Below are 16,504 nucleotides of genomic sequence, written 5' to 3'. Positions count from 1 at the left end.
GGCCTTCGTGTTCAAGAAGATCCTCATCGCCAACCGGGGCGAGATCGCGATGCGCATCATCCGCGCGAGTCGCATTCTCGGCATCCGTACCGTCGCCATCCACTCCGAAGCGGATGCTGGTGCCCTCCACGTCCGCTTTGCGGACGAAGCCGTGTGCATCGGTCCGACCGATGCCGCGAAGAGCTACCTCAACATCCCTCAGATCATCGCCGCTGCCGAGGTCACGGGCGCTGACGCCATCCACCCCGGCTACGGCTTCCTCTCGGAGAGCGCTCACTTCGCGGACGTGTGCCGCAAGTGTCGGTTGACCTTCATCGGTCCCACACCCGAAGCGATGCGCACCTGGGGAGACAAGGTCGCCGCGCGCGCTGCTGCCCGTCGCTTCGGCCTGCCTCTCCTGCCCGGCACTGGCGTCCTCAAGGATGCGGTAGAGGCTGCGCGCGAGGCTGCACAGATCGGATACCCGGTCATCCTGAAGGCGGCGGGTGGCGGTGGGGGCCGCGGCATGCGCGTGGTCCGGGAGGAGGACGAACTCGCGCGTGCCTTCGACACTGCCACACGCGAGGCCTCTGCCTCGTTCAAGAACCCGAACATCTACCTGGAGCGGTTCATCGAGGAGCCGCGACACATCGAGTTCCAGGTGCTGGCCGATCAGCACGGACAGGTGTGGACCCTCGGTGAACGCGAGTGCTCGCTGCAGCGCCGACACCAGAAGGTGATCGAAGAGGCCCCCAGCCCCTCGATGACCAATGATCGGCGCATCACCATGAGCGACATCGTTCGTGGTGCCATGAAGGAGACGGGCTACACCACGCTCGGCACGCTCGAGTTCCTGATGGATGAGGGCGGAGAACTCTACTTCATGGAGATGAACACCCGTCTCCAGGTCGAGCACCCGGTGACGGAGCTGGTGACGGGCGTCGACCTGGTCGAGCAGCAGATCCGGGCCGCTGCCGGTGAGCGACTGCGCCTCCCCGACACCCGACCCTGGAGCTTCCGAGGCCACGCCATCGAGTGCCGCATCAACGCCGAGGATCCGCGCACGTTCACTCCCTGGCCTGGCCACATCACCGAGTATCACGCGCCGGGTGGCGGCGGAGTCCGGGTGGACTCTGGCGTCTACGGCGGCTGGCGAGTCCCCAGCGCCTACGACGCGCTCCTCGCCAAGGTGATCACCCATGGCCCGAACCGCGCGGAGGCCATCGCGAAGATGCGCTGCGCCCTCGACGAGTTCATCATCGGCGGCATCCGCACCAACATCCCGCTCCATCAAGCCCTCCTCCGGGATCCGGAGGTCATCGAGGGCCGCATGTCCACCCGCACCATCGAGCGCGTGGTCGCCCGCGGCTTCTGATTCGCACGGCCGGCCGGGGTCACTCGACCCTGGCGGCGACGAGCAGCGCCCTCCGCGCTCGCGACAGCTGGTGCAGCACGGCGCGCGGTGTGACCCTCAGCGGAGCCGAAAGCTCGGAAGGCGTCGCTCCCTCGGCGGTGGCCAGCAAGAGCGCACGCTGCGTCTCTGGCAGGGCGTCGAGGGCGCGCAGAATCACCCGCGCGCGGAGCTGGGCCTCGGCGTCGAGCGCTGGTTCCTCACGGGCGAAGTCCCAGGGCGCATCGACCAGCACCTCGCGCCGATGCCGCGCTCGGTCTCGTTCGTGCGCGGAGAGCCTCCAGGCAATGCCATAGAGCCAGCGGCGGAGCGCCTCCACGGGGTCCACCCAGGCATGCACCCGGAAATCTCCTCGCTGAATCGCGGCCCAGGCAGCGGCCAGGCAGTCCGCGGTGACATCCTCGACCTCCCGCTGGGGCACGCCGCACGCCACGACCGTGAGTTGAATGGCATCTCGCTGCAGCAGCAGCGCCTCGGGGCTGGGATGGACAGGCGCCGGTAGCGGTTCAACACGCTGCTTCCGGTCGACACTCGATTGCGTATTGCCTCGACGAACCATTTCGGAATCGATTCTTCGAATGGACGAAAACCGACGTCTGAGGCGGCGGATTGAGGGCAACGTCGCGACGTTGCGCTGCTCTCACCCGGATCCTCGAACCGCCGTTATGGCTCGCAGTCATAACGCCATGTCGAGCTGATAGGGAGGTGAATGCGGCATTGTTGCATTGGCCGTTGGGCGATTTGCCTGAATTCGTGGCTCATTGCCGCCGTAATACAGGTGTTGAGCGCGTCGCGAAGACGAATGCCGCCAACCATCATGAGCCTGCGAGGACGATTGGTTGCATTCACCTGGGGACCACCGCAGCTCATCGCAATACGGCTCATGCCCTCTGCGGACAGGCCAACTGGCTCGTGATGCGCGGCGGGGCGTCATGACGGCGCGAAGCCGTGCATCGCGCCTGCATCGAAAGGCAGCGTGGCCCACCTCCTCGGTGCTACCTTTCGTCCCGGCTGGCGAGGGGGAAAGGCAGATCCTCGAAGACACCACGAACGACCACCCAACGCGCCTCGCGCCGACGATCCTGACATGGAAGCAACCTCTGGATTTCAATCTGATTTTTCCTCCTGGGTGCAGTCCACGTCCGAGCCGGAGGCGCTCGTCCTCGGCGTGGCCGGCTTCTCGTACCCCGACCTGTTCGAGCCGACGCGGCTCGCCGAGCTGAGCGAGCGCTTCGACGCCGCCTTCGGGCAAGAGGACCCTGAGGCCTACGCCCGGTTCGATGCCTACCGAACCGCGGTACGGGGGGGAGCCGTCGTTCCGCCCGAGCAGACGTCCGAGGCCCTGCTGAGTGCTGCTCCCCACCTGTCACGTTTCGTCGCTCACCTCTTCGGCGTCGACCGCGCTCTGGGGGCCTTGATCGACGCCGCTGCGGAGCGGAGCGCGCTGTGGCAGTTCAAGAAGGAGTTCAGCAAGAAGCGACTCTTCAAGGCCAGCGCCGGGCGCGCCTGGCAGGGAACGGCGGTGGAAGCTGCGCACGCCGCGCGCCGCGTCCTCGCGGCCCTCGGTGCGCCCCCCTCCTTGCTCGAGGGGGGTGCCGCAGCGGAAGAACTCGCCGTCGCCCGCGCGGCGCTCTCGCTGCTCGAAGTCGACGAGGTGGCCCGCAAGGCCGCGAAAGCTGGCGGGGCTCACTGGACCGATGCGCTCCACGCGCGGGCCGCCCACGTGCGTGCAGCGCTGGCTGCCGATCCCGCGCTGGAGAGGGTCTCGGCCTCCTCGGTCGCCACGGAAGCCGCCCGGCCCACCGACGCCGAGGACGCCGCCGTCACGGCCTTCGCGCTCGATGCCATCGAGGCCTGGCTCGCCCGGCGGCGCGCCGACGAGCACGATCCCGCCCGGTACTGGCCCACCCTGAGGACTCCTCACAACCTCGACTACCAGCAGCTCGTCCAGCTTCGCCGCAAAGACGACGCGCTCCCCGAGCTGTTCGTCGGCCCCGAGCACGAGCGCCGCGAGCGCGACGGGTTCGCGCTCACCGACCGACGCGCCACGCCGCGCGAGATCGAGAGCGAGGTCGACTATTGCCTCTTCTGCCACGACCGCGACAAGGACTCCTGCTCCAAGGGCCTGCGCGACAACAAGACGGGCGCGATCAAGGCGAACCCCCTCGGCGTCCCCCTCCACGGCTGCCCTCTCGGCGAGAAGATCAGCGAGATGCACCTGATGCGCCAGGGCGGCGACGCGATCGCCTCGCTCGCCCTCGTCTGCATCGACAACCCGATGCTCCCTGGCACGGGTCACCGCATCTGCAACGACTGCATGAAGGCCTGCGTTTATCAGAAGCAGGAGCCGGTCAACATCCCGCAGATCGAGACGGCCGTGCTCACCGACGTCCTCGGCCTCCCCTGGGGACTCGAGATCTACGGCCTGCTCACCCGCTGGAACCCCCTCGACGTCGAGCGACCCCAGGCCAAGCCGTACAACGGCAAGAGCGTGATGGTCGTCGGCCTCGGGCCCGCCGGGTACACGCTCGCGCATCACCTCGCCCGTGAAGGCTTCGCCGTCGCAGCGATCGACGGCCTCAAGATCGAGCCGCTCCCCGTCGAGCTCACCGGCGACGACACCCGGCCTCCTCGCCCCGTGCGCGACTTCGCCAAGCTCTACGTCGAGCTGGACGAGCGCGTCCTCCTCGGGTTCGGGGGCGTGAGCGAATACGGGATCACCGTGCGGTGGGACAAGAACTTCCTCACCGTCCTCTACATCACCCTGGCTCGGCAGCGATGTTTGCGCATCTACGGGGGCGTGCGCTTCGGGGGAACGATCGACGTCGCCGACGCCTGGAAGCTCGGCTTCGACCACGTGGCCATCGCCGCCGGAGCCGGGCGGCCCACCTTGATCCAGCTCAAGAACAACCTCGCGCGCGGCATCCGCAAGGCGAGCGACTTCCTCATGGCCTTGCAGCTCTCGGGGGCTTACAAGCGCTCCTCGCTGGCGAACCTGCAGGTGCGCTTGCCCGCGGTGGTGATCGGGGGCGGGCTGACCGCGATCGACACCTGCACCGAGCTTCTCGCCTACTACCTCGTCCAGGTCGAGAAGACTGCGGCCCGGGTGGACGCCCTCGTCGCAGCGCGCGGTGAGGACGCCGTGATGGCGCTTTTCGACGAGGAAGAACGCGAGTTCATCCTCGAGCAGCGGCGCCACGCGGCCGCCCTGCGAGACGAGCGTGCGCGGGCCGAGCGCGAGGGCCGCCCTCCGAGGCTGCAGGCCCTGCTCGACGCCTGGGGCGGCGTCTCGCTCGTGTACCGCAAGCGCCTCATCGACTCTCCCGCCTACCGGCTGAACCACGAAGAGGTGGCCAAGTCCCTCGAAGAGGGCGTGCGCTACGTGGAGAACATGTCTCCCGTCGAGGCCGTCCTCGATGCGCACGGCGCGGTTTCTGCGATGGTCTTCGAGCGCCAGGCCCTCCTCGACGGCAAGTGGCGGAACACGGGCGAGCACGTGACCCTGCCCGCGCGCACCGTCTGCGTCGCTGCTGGAACGAGCCCCAACGTCACTTTCGAGAAGGAGCACCCCGGCCACTTCACCTTCGACCGCTGGAAGCAGTTCTTCCAGGCTCACCGCGCCTGGGTGGACGACGCGGGCGCCTTGCACGTCGAGCCCTCGGAGGCCGAGCGGGGCTTCTTCACGAGCTACAACGACGGCAAGCACGCCGTGAGCTTCTACGGCGACAACCACCCGCACTACGCGGGCAGCGTGGTCAAGGCGATGGCCAGTGCGAAGGACGCCTTCCCCTCCGTCGTGGCCTTGTTCCGCCACGATCTCGCCAGGCTGGACCAGGAGCCTCAGGCCACCCGCGACGCCCGCCGACGCGCCCTCTTCGCCCGCCTCGACCACGAGTTCATCGCCGTGGTCGAGCGGGTCGAGCGCCTCACACCGACCATCATCGAGGTGGTGGTGCGCGCTCCTGCCGCCGCCCGCAAGTTCGAGCCGGGCCAGTTCTACCGGCTCCAGAATTACGAGGTCCGCTCCCCGCGCATCGGCGACGCCCGCCTCACCATGGAGGGCCTCGCCCTCACCGGCGCCTGGGTCGACAAAGAGCAAGGCCTCCTCTCCATGATCGCCCTGGAGATGGGCGTCTCCAGCCGCCTCATCGCGGCGCTCCGCCCTGGGGAAGAGGTCGTCGTCATGGGCCCGACCGGCACCCCCACCGAGATCCCCGAGCGCGAGACCCTGCTCCTCGCTGGCGGCGGCCTGGGCAACGCCGTGCTGTTCTCCATCGCCAAGGCCCTCCGCGCCCGAGGCGACCGCGTGATCTACTTCGCCGGCTACCGGATGGGCGAGGACCTCTTCAAGCAAGAGGAGATCGAGATCGCCACCGATCAGGTCGTGTGGTGCACCGACGCTGGCGCCGCGATCTCGCCGCGTCGCCCCGTCGATCGCCACTTCCGGGGCAACATCGTGCAGGCCATGGTGGCCTACGCCGAGGGCCGCCTCGGCGGCGAGGTTGCCCGCCTCTCCGAGGTGAACCGCATCATCGCCATCGGCTCCGACCGGATGATGAACGCCGTCCGCGAAGCCCGCCACGGCGCCCTCGCGCCGCACCTCAACCCGCGCCACCACGCCATCGCGAGCATCAACTCACCGATGCAGTGCATGATGAAGGAGATCTGCGCCCAGTGCCTCCAGAAGCACGTCGACCCGGAGACGGGCGCCGAGACCGTCGTCTTCACCTGCTACAACCAGGATCAGCCGCTCGATCGCGTCGACTTCCGCCACCTCGCGTCGCGCCTCCGGCTGAACTCCGCGCAGGAGAAGCTGGCGAACGCCTGGTTCGAGCAGGTCCTCGCCACGACTCCCGGCCTGCTGCGCGTCTAGTCCTGCGTACCCGCGTCCTACGCGCTCTTCTTTGCCTTCACCTTCTCGGCGCCGGGCAGCGTGATCTTCGGCTCCTTCGGGTGCCGCCGGTAGAGCAGGATGGTCCGCCCCATCGTCTGCGCCACCTCGGCCTTCAGCGCCCCGGCGAGGTTCTCGGCCACATCCTCGCGATCGTCGGGACACTCGGTCCCGATGCGGATCTTGATCAGCTCGTGCTGCTCCAGCGCCTCGCCGACCGCGCTCGTCACGCTCTCGGTGAGCCCCCCCTTGCCGAGCTGGACCAGAGGGTTCAGGTGGTGGCCGAGGGCCCGGAGATGACGCCGCTGCTTTCCCGTGAGGCTCAAGGTCTGCCCTTTCACTGCTCGTGACACCCTGGGCCTGCGGCCCTGGGCTCTCGGGAGGTCGCGATCCCCTGCGCCACGCACCTCGCGCAGCCGACGATCACGTACGAGACCCGATGCCCGCTCTACTAGCCGCGACGCGGCCCCGCTGCCACCATCTCCGCGCGACGCCGAAACCCAGCTCCTGCCGACCCCGAACGCTGCGCCCTCCACATCCACCTCCACAACCACCTCCCGCGCGACGACCAGCCCCGGCGGTGGTCACATCCCAGCGTCGTCACGCCCTGTGACCCTTGACGACGGCGAGCTTTCGGCGTGTTTTGATCCTTGCTGCCATCAGCGTCGAACACGCTTCGGGGGGAACGCCGTGGACATGTCGAGCGAGCGAGAAGGGCTTCGAGGAGAGCAGGACATCGACGTCCTCTCGCGCGTACGGATCGACGCGCTGGAGTCGCCGCCAGAGCTCGTCGTTCACGACGAGCTGGGCGCCTGCCCTTACCTGGCCGATCCCGTGGCGCGCATGCCCCTGCGGCTGCCCATCCGGAGGCTCACCCCAGCGGAGTTCGAACGTCGACTCGAAGTGGGCAACCGACGCCAGGGCCGTCTGCTCTACCGCACCCAGTGCCCCTCCTGCGCCGCCTGCGAGCCCATCCGCATCCTCGTCGACGAGTTCGTCCCCGGCCGCACCCAGCGCCGCGTCCTGCGCCGGGGCGCCGAGACCTTCTCCATCGACGTCGGCCCACCCACCCTCTCCCAGGATCGCGTCGATCTCTACAACCGCCACAAGCGCGGCCGTAACCTCCTGCGCGGCGACGACGATCTCGACGCCGCCGGCTACCAGGCCTTCCTCGTCGACACCTGCTGCCAGACCTTCGAGATCCGCTACCGCATGGGAGATCGGCTCGTGGGCGTCTCCGTGGTCGACCAGGGCGAGCGCTCCCTGTCGGCCGTGTACACCTACTTCGACCCGGCGCACGAGCCGCTGAGCCCAGGCGTCTTCTCGATTCTCACCCAGATCGAGCTGTGCAAGCGCTGGGGCCTGCCCCACCTCTACCTCGGCCTCTACATCGCCGACTGCCCGCGCATGGTCTACAAGAGCGGCTACCTACCGCACGAGCGCCTCATCGCCGGTCGCTGGACCCGCTTCGACCGCGAGACCTGAGCCACCAGGGAGGGGAGGGGAGGGGCCTCGCAGGTCGACGTGACCCATCCGCCTCGCGAACGCCGGCGTCAGCGCGTCCCTGGCCGTCGCACCACCGTGGTCCTGGCCACGGTCGACGATCCCTTCGTGGTCTTCCGACCCGTCGCCGTCGATGACCCCTTCGTGGCCTTCCCGCCGGTCGCCGCCGAGGCCCCCTTCGCGGCCTTCGCGACCTTCCCCGCCTGCACACCCTTCACGGTCTTCGTCGCCGCCTTCCCCTCGGTCGCCCCGGCCGCCGCGACCGCCTGACCCCGTGACCGTGGCGTCTTCCTCCCCACCTGCTCCGCGTGGAACGCGCTCGGACACAGCGCGTTCACCCCGCAGGCAGCGCACGCCGGCTTGCGGGCCAGGCAGATACGCCGCCCGTGAAAGATGAGCGTGTGCGACAGCATGTCCCACGCGCTTCGAGGAAACAGCGCGCAGAGATCCCGCTCGATCTCCTCCGGCGTCTTCCGCACCGTCCACCCCAGCCGCTGCGACAGCCGCTGCACGTGCGTGTCCACCACCACCCCTTCGGGCGCCCCGAAGGCCACCCCGAGGACCACGTTCGCCGTCTTCCGGCCCACCCCGGGCAACGCCGTCAGCTCCGCCAGCGTTCGCGGCACCTCGCCCCCATGGTGCGCGACCAGCCCTTGCGAGAGCCCGACGATGTTCTTCCCCTTCTGGTTGTACATCCCCATCCCCAGCCGCTGGAGCAGCGCGGCCACCTCCGCTGGCGCTGCCGCCGCGAGCGTCCGCGCGTCGGGGTAACGCGCGAACAGGTGCGGGGTCACCTTGTTGACCAGCACGTCCGTGGTCTGCGCGCTCAGCACCGTGGCCACGAGCAGCTCGAACGTCGACTTGTGGGTCAGTTCACAGTGCGCATCGGGGTGGAGCGCCCGAAGGCGCTCGTACATGCGCGCAGCCCTTTGCCGGGCATCAGCGGACGAAGCCCTGGCCTCAGCTGACGAAGGCACGCTTCCGGGACTCGTGCTCGTCGAGCAGCTTCTCCACGCTCGCCAGCGCGTTCTCCACGGCCTCCTGCACCATCTGCAGCACCGTGGTGGCCGACCCCTTGAGCGCCTCGTAATAACGCTGCCGCTCGGTCGAATGGATGATCGCCGGGGGCAACCCTGCGCGCAGCAGGATGATGTTCATGAACAGCCGCGACGCCTTTCCGCTGTCCACGGGGAAGGGGTACACGCGCAGCAGGTCGTAGTGCGCCCTCGCCGCGATGCGGATGCCATTGCGCGTCTTGCGCGTCTCCGGATCGTTCAACCAGTCGGCGATCTGCCGGACCTTGTAAGCGATCTTGTCCGGCGGCGTGTACTCGTGGAAGTACAGCCTGTGCTGCGGGATGTCCTTGCGGTACTTCACCGTCTTGATGTCCCCCTCCTCCGGATGGAGGATGAGGTAGATCTTCCGCAGACAATCCAGCGTTATGGGCAGCCGCTTCTGGGCGCCGTAATCGCGCACATAGGCGATTGCCTCCTTGTGCCGACGGATATCGTCGTACGTCGGCTGCAAGCTGGAGTCGGCCGGAGGCGTCTCGTTCCGCAGCGCCGTGGTCAGCTCCTCGTAGGTGTAGACCACGCCCTCGAGCGCGCTGTCGTGGTAAATCCACGACATATCGAAGCTCTCATAGTAGCGGTTACGGAACTCGTCCGTCTGGGCCGCGAGCCGCTTCTCGATGACCAGCGAGCGCTCCTCGATGCTCGCCCGGCGCTGGGGCGGGAGCATCGGCAGCGGCAGCGACACCACCCGCGGCACCTCCCGGACCGGGGTCCTCGCCGGGGGCGACGAACTCCGCCCCGCGCGCGTCCCGGGCCGGTCGCTGTTACGGGCCGAGCGGGCACCATTCTTGGCAGGCCGGTCGCTGTTCCGCTCCCCGGCCTCACCATTCCTGCCCTGGTCCGAGCCCTTGGCCGAGCGCTCCTTCAGCCGCACGGGCCGCTCGCTGCTCTTCTCCGGCCGCTCGCTGCCCAGGGCCACCCGCTCGCCCGACTTCGGCGCTGCGGGAGCCTCGCTCACCTTGCGAACCCGCTCGCCGCCCTCTTCCGAGCGCAGCTTCTTCTTCTTCTCGGGCTTCTCGAGCTGCTCGAGCTTCTCGGCCGGCGCGCGGAGCACCTTCCGCGGCTCGACCGCCTTCACGACCGGAGCCCGCCGCCGGACCACCCGCCTGGCGACCTGGCGTGCCGGCTTCTTCGCCTTGACCGCCCTCGTCTGGGCCACCCGCGTGCGCGTCCCCTTGCGCGCCGCGGTGCGCCCCTGGGCCGCCTTGGCGCGGGTCCTGGCGGGGAGCGCCTTCCGGACCGTGGTCTTGCGGCTCCTCGTGGCAATCGTCTTGCGCGCCGCCGTGCGCCCTCGGGCCGCCGGCTTCCTGGCCGTGGTCTTGCGGCCCGCGGCTTTCCTGGCGGCCGGCTTCCTGGCGGTCGTCTTCCGGGCAGGAGCCTTGCGCGTAATGGTCTTGCGCGCAGTGGCTTTCCTGGCGGTCGTCTTCCTGGCGGCCGGCTTCCTGGCCGTGGACTTGCGGCCCGCGGCTTTCCTGGCGGCCGGCTTCCTGGCCGTGGTCTTGCGGCCCGCGGCTTTCCTGGCGGCCGGCTTCCTGGCCGTGGTCTTGCGGCCCGTGGCTTTCCTGGCGGCCGGCTTCCTGGCCGTGGTCTTGCGGCCCGCAGCCCTCTTCGGGGCTGCCTTCCGCGCCACTGCCCTCTTCAGCGCCTTCTTTGCCGGCTTTCGCGTCGTCTTCTTTGCCGCCACGCGTCGTGTAATGGCACGGGCCCGCGGCGTCTTCTTCGTTCCAGCCACTTTTCGTCGGCCGGTCGTGGCTTTGCGCGCCGGGCGCTTCACCGCTTTGCGCTTCGCTGCCGGCCGCGATTTTGCCGCCGTGGTGCGCTTGGCCGCGGTTTTGCGCTTCGTCTTGCGCGCTGCCGTACGAGCGGCCGGCTTTGCCTTGCCTGCTCGCGCGGCGGTCGCTGACCGCCGGGAGGAGCTCGCCGCCCTGCCCCTGGTCCCCTTCTTCGTGGCCTTCCTGGTCGCTTTTCGGGTCTTCTTGGCCGCCATGGGCGTGCTTTCACAAGGACGCGAAGCTGCTCGGCGTCGGGGCTATGGTGAAAACTTGAGCGTCTGCGCCGCCCACCGCCGTTTCGGAGGTGGTAGACGGCCGTAAACGCACTGTCATTGACCCCAAATGGGTCCAATGCGGCGCCAGCCTAGCAATTTGGGGATTTGTCCGTCAACCGATACAGCGCGCAGATTGCCGCTTTGACGCCAATGAGGGATGGATCCGGGCGGATCCATCCAGGTCGTTCCTGCGCCGCGACGCGGCCCCTCAGCTATCGATGTTGATGCCGATCCGCCGCCGGAGCGCGAAGTACTCCTCGCTCACCGAATAGAGGAGCAGCTCCTTCAAGCGGTCCTTGTGCGGCAGCGCGGCGCTCGCCTCGTCCGAGGCTTTGATCATCTCCTGGGCGAGTTCCAGGTCGTTCGATAGCAAGAAACCGGCGCGATCCGCGGTCAGATCGACCCCGGACACCCAGCGCTTCAGATCGATGGCGCCCGCCTGGAGCAGCTTGCTCACCGCGCTTGCGAGCTGGTCGCGCGCCGGCCCGACGATGGTCGGCTCCAGCACCGCCAGGTTGTCCCGCACCGGCCCCTCCAGGTCCTTGGAGATGGGGAAGGTGGGGGAGATCAGCTTGATGGCGGCGAACAGCCACGCCCGGAGACCCGTCCCCGTGGGGACCAGGTGCCGGAGGTAGAGGCCCGGCCGATAATAGGTGAGATGACGCGCTGCGATGAACGCAGCCGCCTGGGTGGGCAGATCCATGGCCAGCGCCGCCGCCCCGAGCACGATGGCCGGGGTGTGGGCGTGGAGGAAATTCACCCCGCCCCCGTCATTGGGGTTCTGGAAGGTGACCGGGGGATCCATCCCCAGCACGCCGCAGGCGTAATAGATGGTCTGCGACATCGGATAGGGGTGACGCACCAGGTCCACCGCATAGGCGAGCTGGTAGCCCAGCACCTCCAGTGCCTGGCCGTTCTTGCGCAGCACCGCCGGCTCGATGACGCTGAACACCGAGGTGAGGAGCGGGTCGGCCTCGGTGTGCATCACCAGGCGCGCCCAGTCGTCCTCGTTGAGCCGGTCCTGGGCTGCGGCCACGCTCTCCGGGCGCAGGCGCCGGAAGAAGCGCTCCTCGTCCGGCTCCGCCGCGTTGAGGCTCACCAGGGCCTGGCAGACGCAGAAGGACGAGTCGGCCCGTTTCGCCTCGGTGTAGAGCTTTCGCAGCAGCTTGTATGAGTCCGGCTTGTACGGACTGCGCCGCAGGATGGGGAGCTGCGCCGCCACGGCCTTGTCGAGGAACTGCGCCGGGTCGCTCGCGTAGATCGCCGCGAGCAGGTCGTTGCGCACCTCGTTGTCCGGGTCGAGCGTCTGCGCGGCCTCGAAGGCGTCGATGGCCTCCGTCGTCAGGTCCAGCCGGTCCTTGTACAGGTAGCCGAGCTTGTCGAAGGTCGCGAGCATCTTGTCCTTGTCGCCCGCCTCGGTGGCCCGCTCGAGCTGGACGTTGAGCAAGCGCTCCACCCCCTCGTGGTCGCCCTTCTCGCCGCGCAGCTCGATCGCCTCTTCCAGCGCCTTGACCAGCGACGGATCGAGGTCGAGCACCTCGTCGTAGAACGCGACCGCCCGGTCCAGGTCGCCCATCTGCCGTGAGCTGACGATGGCCGCCGTGTGGAGGTACTTCGCCTTCTGCTTTCGGTCGTCGACCTTCGACGCCAGCTTCAGCACGACCTCGACCAGCTTGCCCCAGTCTTTCTCCTCACTGTAGAGCTGCATCAGCTTGGTGAGGATCTTCCGGTCGTCGGGCCGCTCGTCGAGCGCCGCCACGTAGCTCTTCGCCGCCCGCGTGCGGTCGTTGAGCTGGGTGGCCACGATGTCGCCGATCTCGAGGAGCATGGCGCTCCGCTCCTCGCCGACCACCATGTCGAGGTGCCGCGTCCGCTGCCGCACCACCTCTTCCCAGTTGCCCTTCGCCTCGTAGACCTTCCCGAGCAGCCGCAAGGGGAGGGGAGACTCCGGCACCAGGTCCGCCGCCTCGGTCAGCGGCTCGATGGCCCCGTCGGCGTCGCCCGAGTCGAGCCGCGCCTGGCCGAGGTGAATCAGCGCGTCCGCACGGTCGCTCGTGGACAGGTCGTCGCTGAAGCGCTTGATCAGGTCCGTGTAGAGCGCCGCCGCCTCCTTGGCCTTGCCAGCGTCCAGGTTCACCTTCGCCGCACGACCGATCGCCGCCGGGTTGTCCGGGGCCAGGGTCAGCAGCGTCTTCACGGTCCCGATGGCCTTGCTGGTCGAGCCGCTCTTGCTCAGCGAGTCGACGTAGCGGAGCAGCATCCTGAGGCCCTGGGCCTGCGGCATGACGTCCACGCGCGCGGCCAGCGACTCGTAGCTCTTCGCCGCCTCCAGGTGACGGTTCGCCTCGAAGGCGATGTCGCCGGAGATCAGCAGGCCGAGCACGCTGGTCGGGTCGAGATCCACCGCCTTCGTCGCGGCCTCGGCCGCCCGGGTATCGTCGCTCAGCTTGTCCTTCAGGATCTCCGCCATCTCGCCGTAGAGGCGAGCCTTGGCCAGGTTGCCCTCGGTGACGTCGATGATCCGGCTGATCAACTCCACGGCGCTGGTGGCGTCGCCGCGCGACAGGTACGCGGCGCGCAGGGCCGTCTGGGCCCCCTGGTTGTCCGGCTGCGCGTCGAGCGCCCGCTTGTACCGCTCGATGGCGCCGTCGCGATCGCCCCGCTCCTCCAGCATCTTCGCCGCGCGGATCCACTGCTCGGCCTTCGCATCCGGCGCCTGCGCCTTCTCCGCCAGCGACTCCACCGCCGTCAGTGCCGCCGCCGCGTCGCCCGTCGCCGCCCGCACGTGCGCCAGCGACTCCAGCGCCCCCGCGTGGTTCGGGTTCAGCTCCAGCACCTTCTCGTACGCCTTGCGCGCCCGCTCCGGCGACCCGATCTGGTCGAGCAGCACCCGGCCCGAAGCGAGCAAGAGCTCCTCGCGGCGCTTGTCGTCCGTGGCCAGCGCGAGCTGCCGATCGTGCAGCTCCACCACGTCCTCCCAGCGGTTCAGCGCGCGGTAATGGCGCGTCAGCGCCGTGAGCGATCCCTCGTGCGCCGGATCGATCTTGAGGATGATCTCCAGCGCCTCGGAAGCCATCTGGTGATCGAGGAATTCCTCGTCGTAGATGCCCGCCATGCGCTCGTACAGGTTGATGCGCTGCCGCGGCGTGGCCGCGACCGCGACCTGGCGCTCCAGGTTGACGAGCAGCTCCTTGTACCGGCCGGTCCGGTTGTAGATGCGGTCCAGGCCGCGCAGCGCCGTGAGCGCACGCGCGTCCACCTCCAGCGCCGCCTCGTACCGCCGCGTCGCCTCGGCCATGTCGTTGAGCTGGTCCTCGTAGAGCTCGGCCAGCTTGCACATCACCTCGACCCGCTCTTCACCCCGTAGCGCCTCGGCGCGCTGCTCCAGGATGCGCGCCGTGCCCAGGTGATCCTCCGCGCGCCGGTAGAGCCCCAGCAGCGCGTCGGCGGCCCGCGTGTGCCCCGGATCCTCGGTGAAGATCTGGTCGTACAGATCCCGCGCCTTCTGCGGCTCGTTCAGCCGTGTCTCCAGCAGCTCTGCCGCCTCCGCGCGCATGTCCCGCGCTGCTGCCGGCGTCGGCGCCCGGTCGGCGCGGCTCAGCAGCACCTGCCCCAGCTCCTGCCACTGCTGCGCGCGGCGGTAGAGCTGCGCGACGCCCTCCAGCGCGCGATCGTTCGCCGGATCCAGGCTCAGTACGAACTGGAAGCAAGGCAGCCCCATGTCCGGCCGCGCGATCTTCTCGGCGTACCAGGGCCCCAGGCGGTTGAAGAGCGCCAGCTTGCCGTCGCTCGACATCTCCTCGCTCGTCGTTGCCTGGCTCAGGATCTGGAGCGCCTCGGCCCAGATCTTCATGTCGCTGCCCGCCGCGCGCTCCAGATCGACTGCGTACTCGTCGTTCTCGGGCGCCTGCGAGAGCGCCTGCGCGAAGGCGAACACGCCCTGGTCCTTGTCCTCCAGCTCGCGCACGTAGAGGTGCCCGATCTCGTTCAGGGCCCGGGCGCGCTCGCTGTTCTCCGTCGCCTTCTCGCTGCGCTCGAGGAGCATCTCCACGAGCTCCTCGTGCTTGCCCAGCGTCTTGCGCAGCTCCTCCAGCGCCGTGAACGCGATGTCGTCCTCGGGATCCAGCGCCAGGATCGCCGCGTACATCTCCTCGGACTTCGCGTGCTCCTTGCCGCTCTCGTAGATGCGCGCCGCGCGGAACAGCAGCGACTTCTTGCCCTCGCGGATCTTCTCGGCGTTGACGTCTTCCGACTCCTCGAACTGGTCCGCCGCCATCACGAAGGCCTCGGCCACCTTCGCCGGCTCCGCGCCCTGCTCGACCGCGGCCTCGACCGCCATCGCCACGTCCGCGTCCCCCGGATCCGCGAGGAGCAGCGCCACCCGATCGTCGAACTGCTCGTCGGTGATCGTCTTCTTCGGCCCCTCGGCCGTGGGTCGCCCCAGCTCCTCCAGCGTCTCCAGCACCGCGCGCGCGTTCTTCGGCCGGTTCTCCGCCGTCTTCAGCAGGAGGCGGTGCACCAGCTCGTCGAGCTCCTTTGGAACCCAGCCCTTCGGCGCCGTCACCCCGAGCGAGGGCGCGGCCTGGGTGAGGTGCGCGATGCCGATCTCCACGGCGCTCGACCCCTGGAACGGCGACTTGCCCGCGAGCACCTCGAAGAGGAGGACGCCGAAGGCGTAGATGTCGCCCGCGAGGTCCGCCACCTGACCGCGGAGCTGCTCCGGGCTCGACGACCGCGCGATCCGCCGGCTCTGCCAGCCACCGCGCAACCGATCACCGCCCACGTCCACCAGCACCGGCCGCGGCTGACCATCCTTGCCCGGAGCGAGGATCACGTTCTCGATCCGCACCGCGCCGTGCGACAGCCGCGCCTCGTGCAGCGCCGCGAGGCCCCCGAGGATGCCCCGCAGGAACGCCCGCGCCTCGTTGAAGTGCAGCGGCCCGGTCTTCGCGATCCGCGCGCCGAGCGGCTGCCCCTCGACCGGCTCGTACGCCACCCACGGCCGCGCGTCGACGAAGCCCGCCTCGAGCCCCGACGGCAAGTTCTCGTGCTGCACCCGCGCCGCGAGCCGCACGTGCGTCACGAACCGTCGCGACGCCCGCGGGCCCTGCGAGGCGTCACGGCTGATCACCTTCAACACGCGCTCGCTGTCGCCCCGCTTCGCGGCGTACACGATGCCGCGCGGGCCCTCGCCGATCTTCTTCACGATCGTGAAGTCACCGAACGTCGCGCCCTCCGCGAGCTCCTCCGGCAAGCTGATGCCGCGCGCCCCCAGCTCGCGCACGCGCGCATCCACGCTCCCCCTGGACGCGGTCACCGCATCGAGCAAGGCATCGACCGCATCGAGCTCGACGCAGCGATCCGTCAGCGCCCTCGCGAACGAGGCCTTGGACGCGCTTCCCCCGATCTCGCCCGGGTCGATACCCAGAAGCTCGGTCGACAGCGACATCATTTCTTCGAGGGAGAAGAGGCGCTCGAGCTCGCCTCGCACGATATCGATGGACATGGATCTCCTCGGCAGCCAACCCCGTCATCGGCGGCGCCCGTCGGGGCGCCGTGACCGACGACCCCCGGGGTCGGGGCGGCCGCATGCTAGCGGC

Annotated in this window: 8 protein-coding genes and 1 pseudogene; 3 read left to right on the top strand and 6 right to left on the bottom strand. The window is 69.1% G+C overall.

Annotated features, from left to right (window positions below):
* Positions 1-7 precede the first annotated feature (7 nt).
* Positions 8-1,354: an acetyl-CoA carboxylase biotin carboxylase subunit gene (accC, locus tag CMC5_RS25155; RefSeq protein WP_050432804.1), complete on the top strand. Its 1,347-nt coding sequence runs from the start codon at positions 8-10 to the stop codon at positions 1,352-1,354.
* Positions 1,355-1,373: 19 nt separating this feature from the next.
* Here the strand turns inward: accC and CMC5_RS25150 are convergent, their stop codons facing one another.
* Entirely contained in the window at positions 1,374-1,811 is a 438-nt protein-coding gene (locus tag CMC5_RS25150) for an RNA polymerase sigma factor (RefSeq protein ID WP_156338859.1), read from the bottom strand.
* 666 nt (positions 1,812-2,477) lie between these two features.
* Between CMC5_RS25150 and CMC5_RS25145 the strand changes: the two genes are divergently transcribed.
* Positions 2,478-6,263 carry an FAD-dependent oxidoreductase gene (locus CMC5_RS25145; RefSeq protein ID WP_050432802.1) on the top strand — a complete coding sequence of 1,262 codons (3,786 nt, stop codon included), beginning with the start codon at positions 2,478-2,480 and terminating at the stop codon, positions 6,261-6,263.
* A 17-nt stretch (positions 6,264-6,280) separates the two neighbouring features.
* Here the strand turns inward: CMC5_RS25145 and yhbY are convergent, their stop codons facing one another.
* Positions 6,281-6,607 (bottom strand): ribosome assembly RNA-binding protein YhbY, encoded by a 327-nt coding sequence (yhbY, locus tag CMC5_RS25140; protein WP_050436115.1) that lies wholly within the window; start codon positions 6,605-6,607, stop codon positions 6,281-6,283.
* 370 nt (positions 6,608-6,977) lie between these two features.
* Between yhbY and CMC5_RS25135 the strand changes: the two genes are divergently transcribed.
* Positions 6,978-7,766: an arginyltransferase gene (locus CMC5_RS25135; protein WP_082362777.1), complete on the top strand. Its 789-nt coding sequence runs from the start codon at positions 6,978-6,980 to the stop codon at positions 7,764-7,766.
* Between the two features lie 68 nt (positions 7,767-7,834).
* Here CMC5_RS25135 and nth read toward each other — a convergent pair whose 3' ends face one another.
* The 4 genes and pseudogenes from nth to CMC5_RS25120 all read right to left on the bottom strand — a co-directional run bounded on the left by nth (position 7,835) and on the right by CMC5_RS25120 (position 16,410).
* Complete coding sequence (gene nth / locus CMC5_RS25130) at positions 7,835-8,701, bottom strand: endonuclease III (protein ID WP_082362776.1); 867 nt, start codon at positions 8,699-8,701, stop codon at positions 7,835-7,837.
* Between the two features lie 43 nt (positions 8,702-8,744).
* Positions 8,745-10,016, bottom strand: a complete 1,272-nt coding sequence (locus tag CMC5_RS47815; protein WP_245678586.1) for a Fic family protein — start codon at positions 10,014-10,016, stop codon at positions 8,745-8,747.
* Positions 10,017-10,076: 60 nt separating this feature from the next.
* Positions 10,077-10,844 (bottom strand): annotated as a pseudogene (locus CMC5_RS47810) (histone H1-like repetitive region-containing protein); the annotation flags it as partial.
* A gap of 268 nt (positions 10,845-11,112) precedes the next feature.
* On the bottom strand, positions 11,113-16,410 hold the full coding sequence (locus tag CMC5_RS25120; protein ID WP_050432801.1) for a serine/threonine-protein kinase: 5,298 nt from the start codon (positions 16,408-16,410) through the stop codon (positions 11,113-11,115).
* Between the last annotated feature and the right edge of the window lie 94 nt (positions 16,411-16,504).

The sequence above is a fragment of the Chondromyces crocatus genome (genome assembly GCF_001189295.1).
Lineage (GTDB): Bacteria > Myxococcota_A > Polyangia > Polyangiales > Polyangiaceae > Chondromyces > Chondromyces crocatus.
Note: the sequence above shows the minus strand (reverse complement) of the source record. Positions and strands in the feature narration are given on the sequence as shown.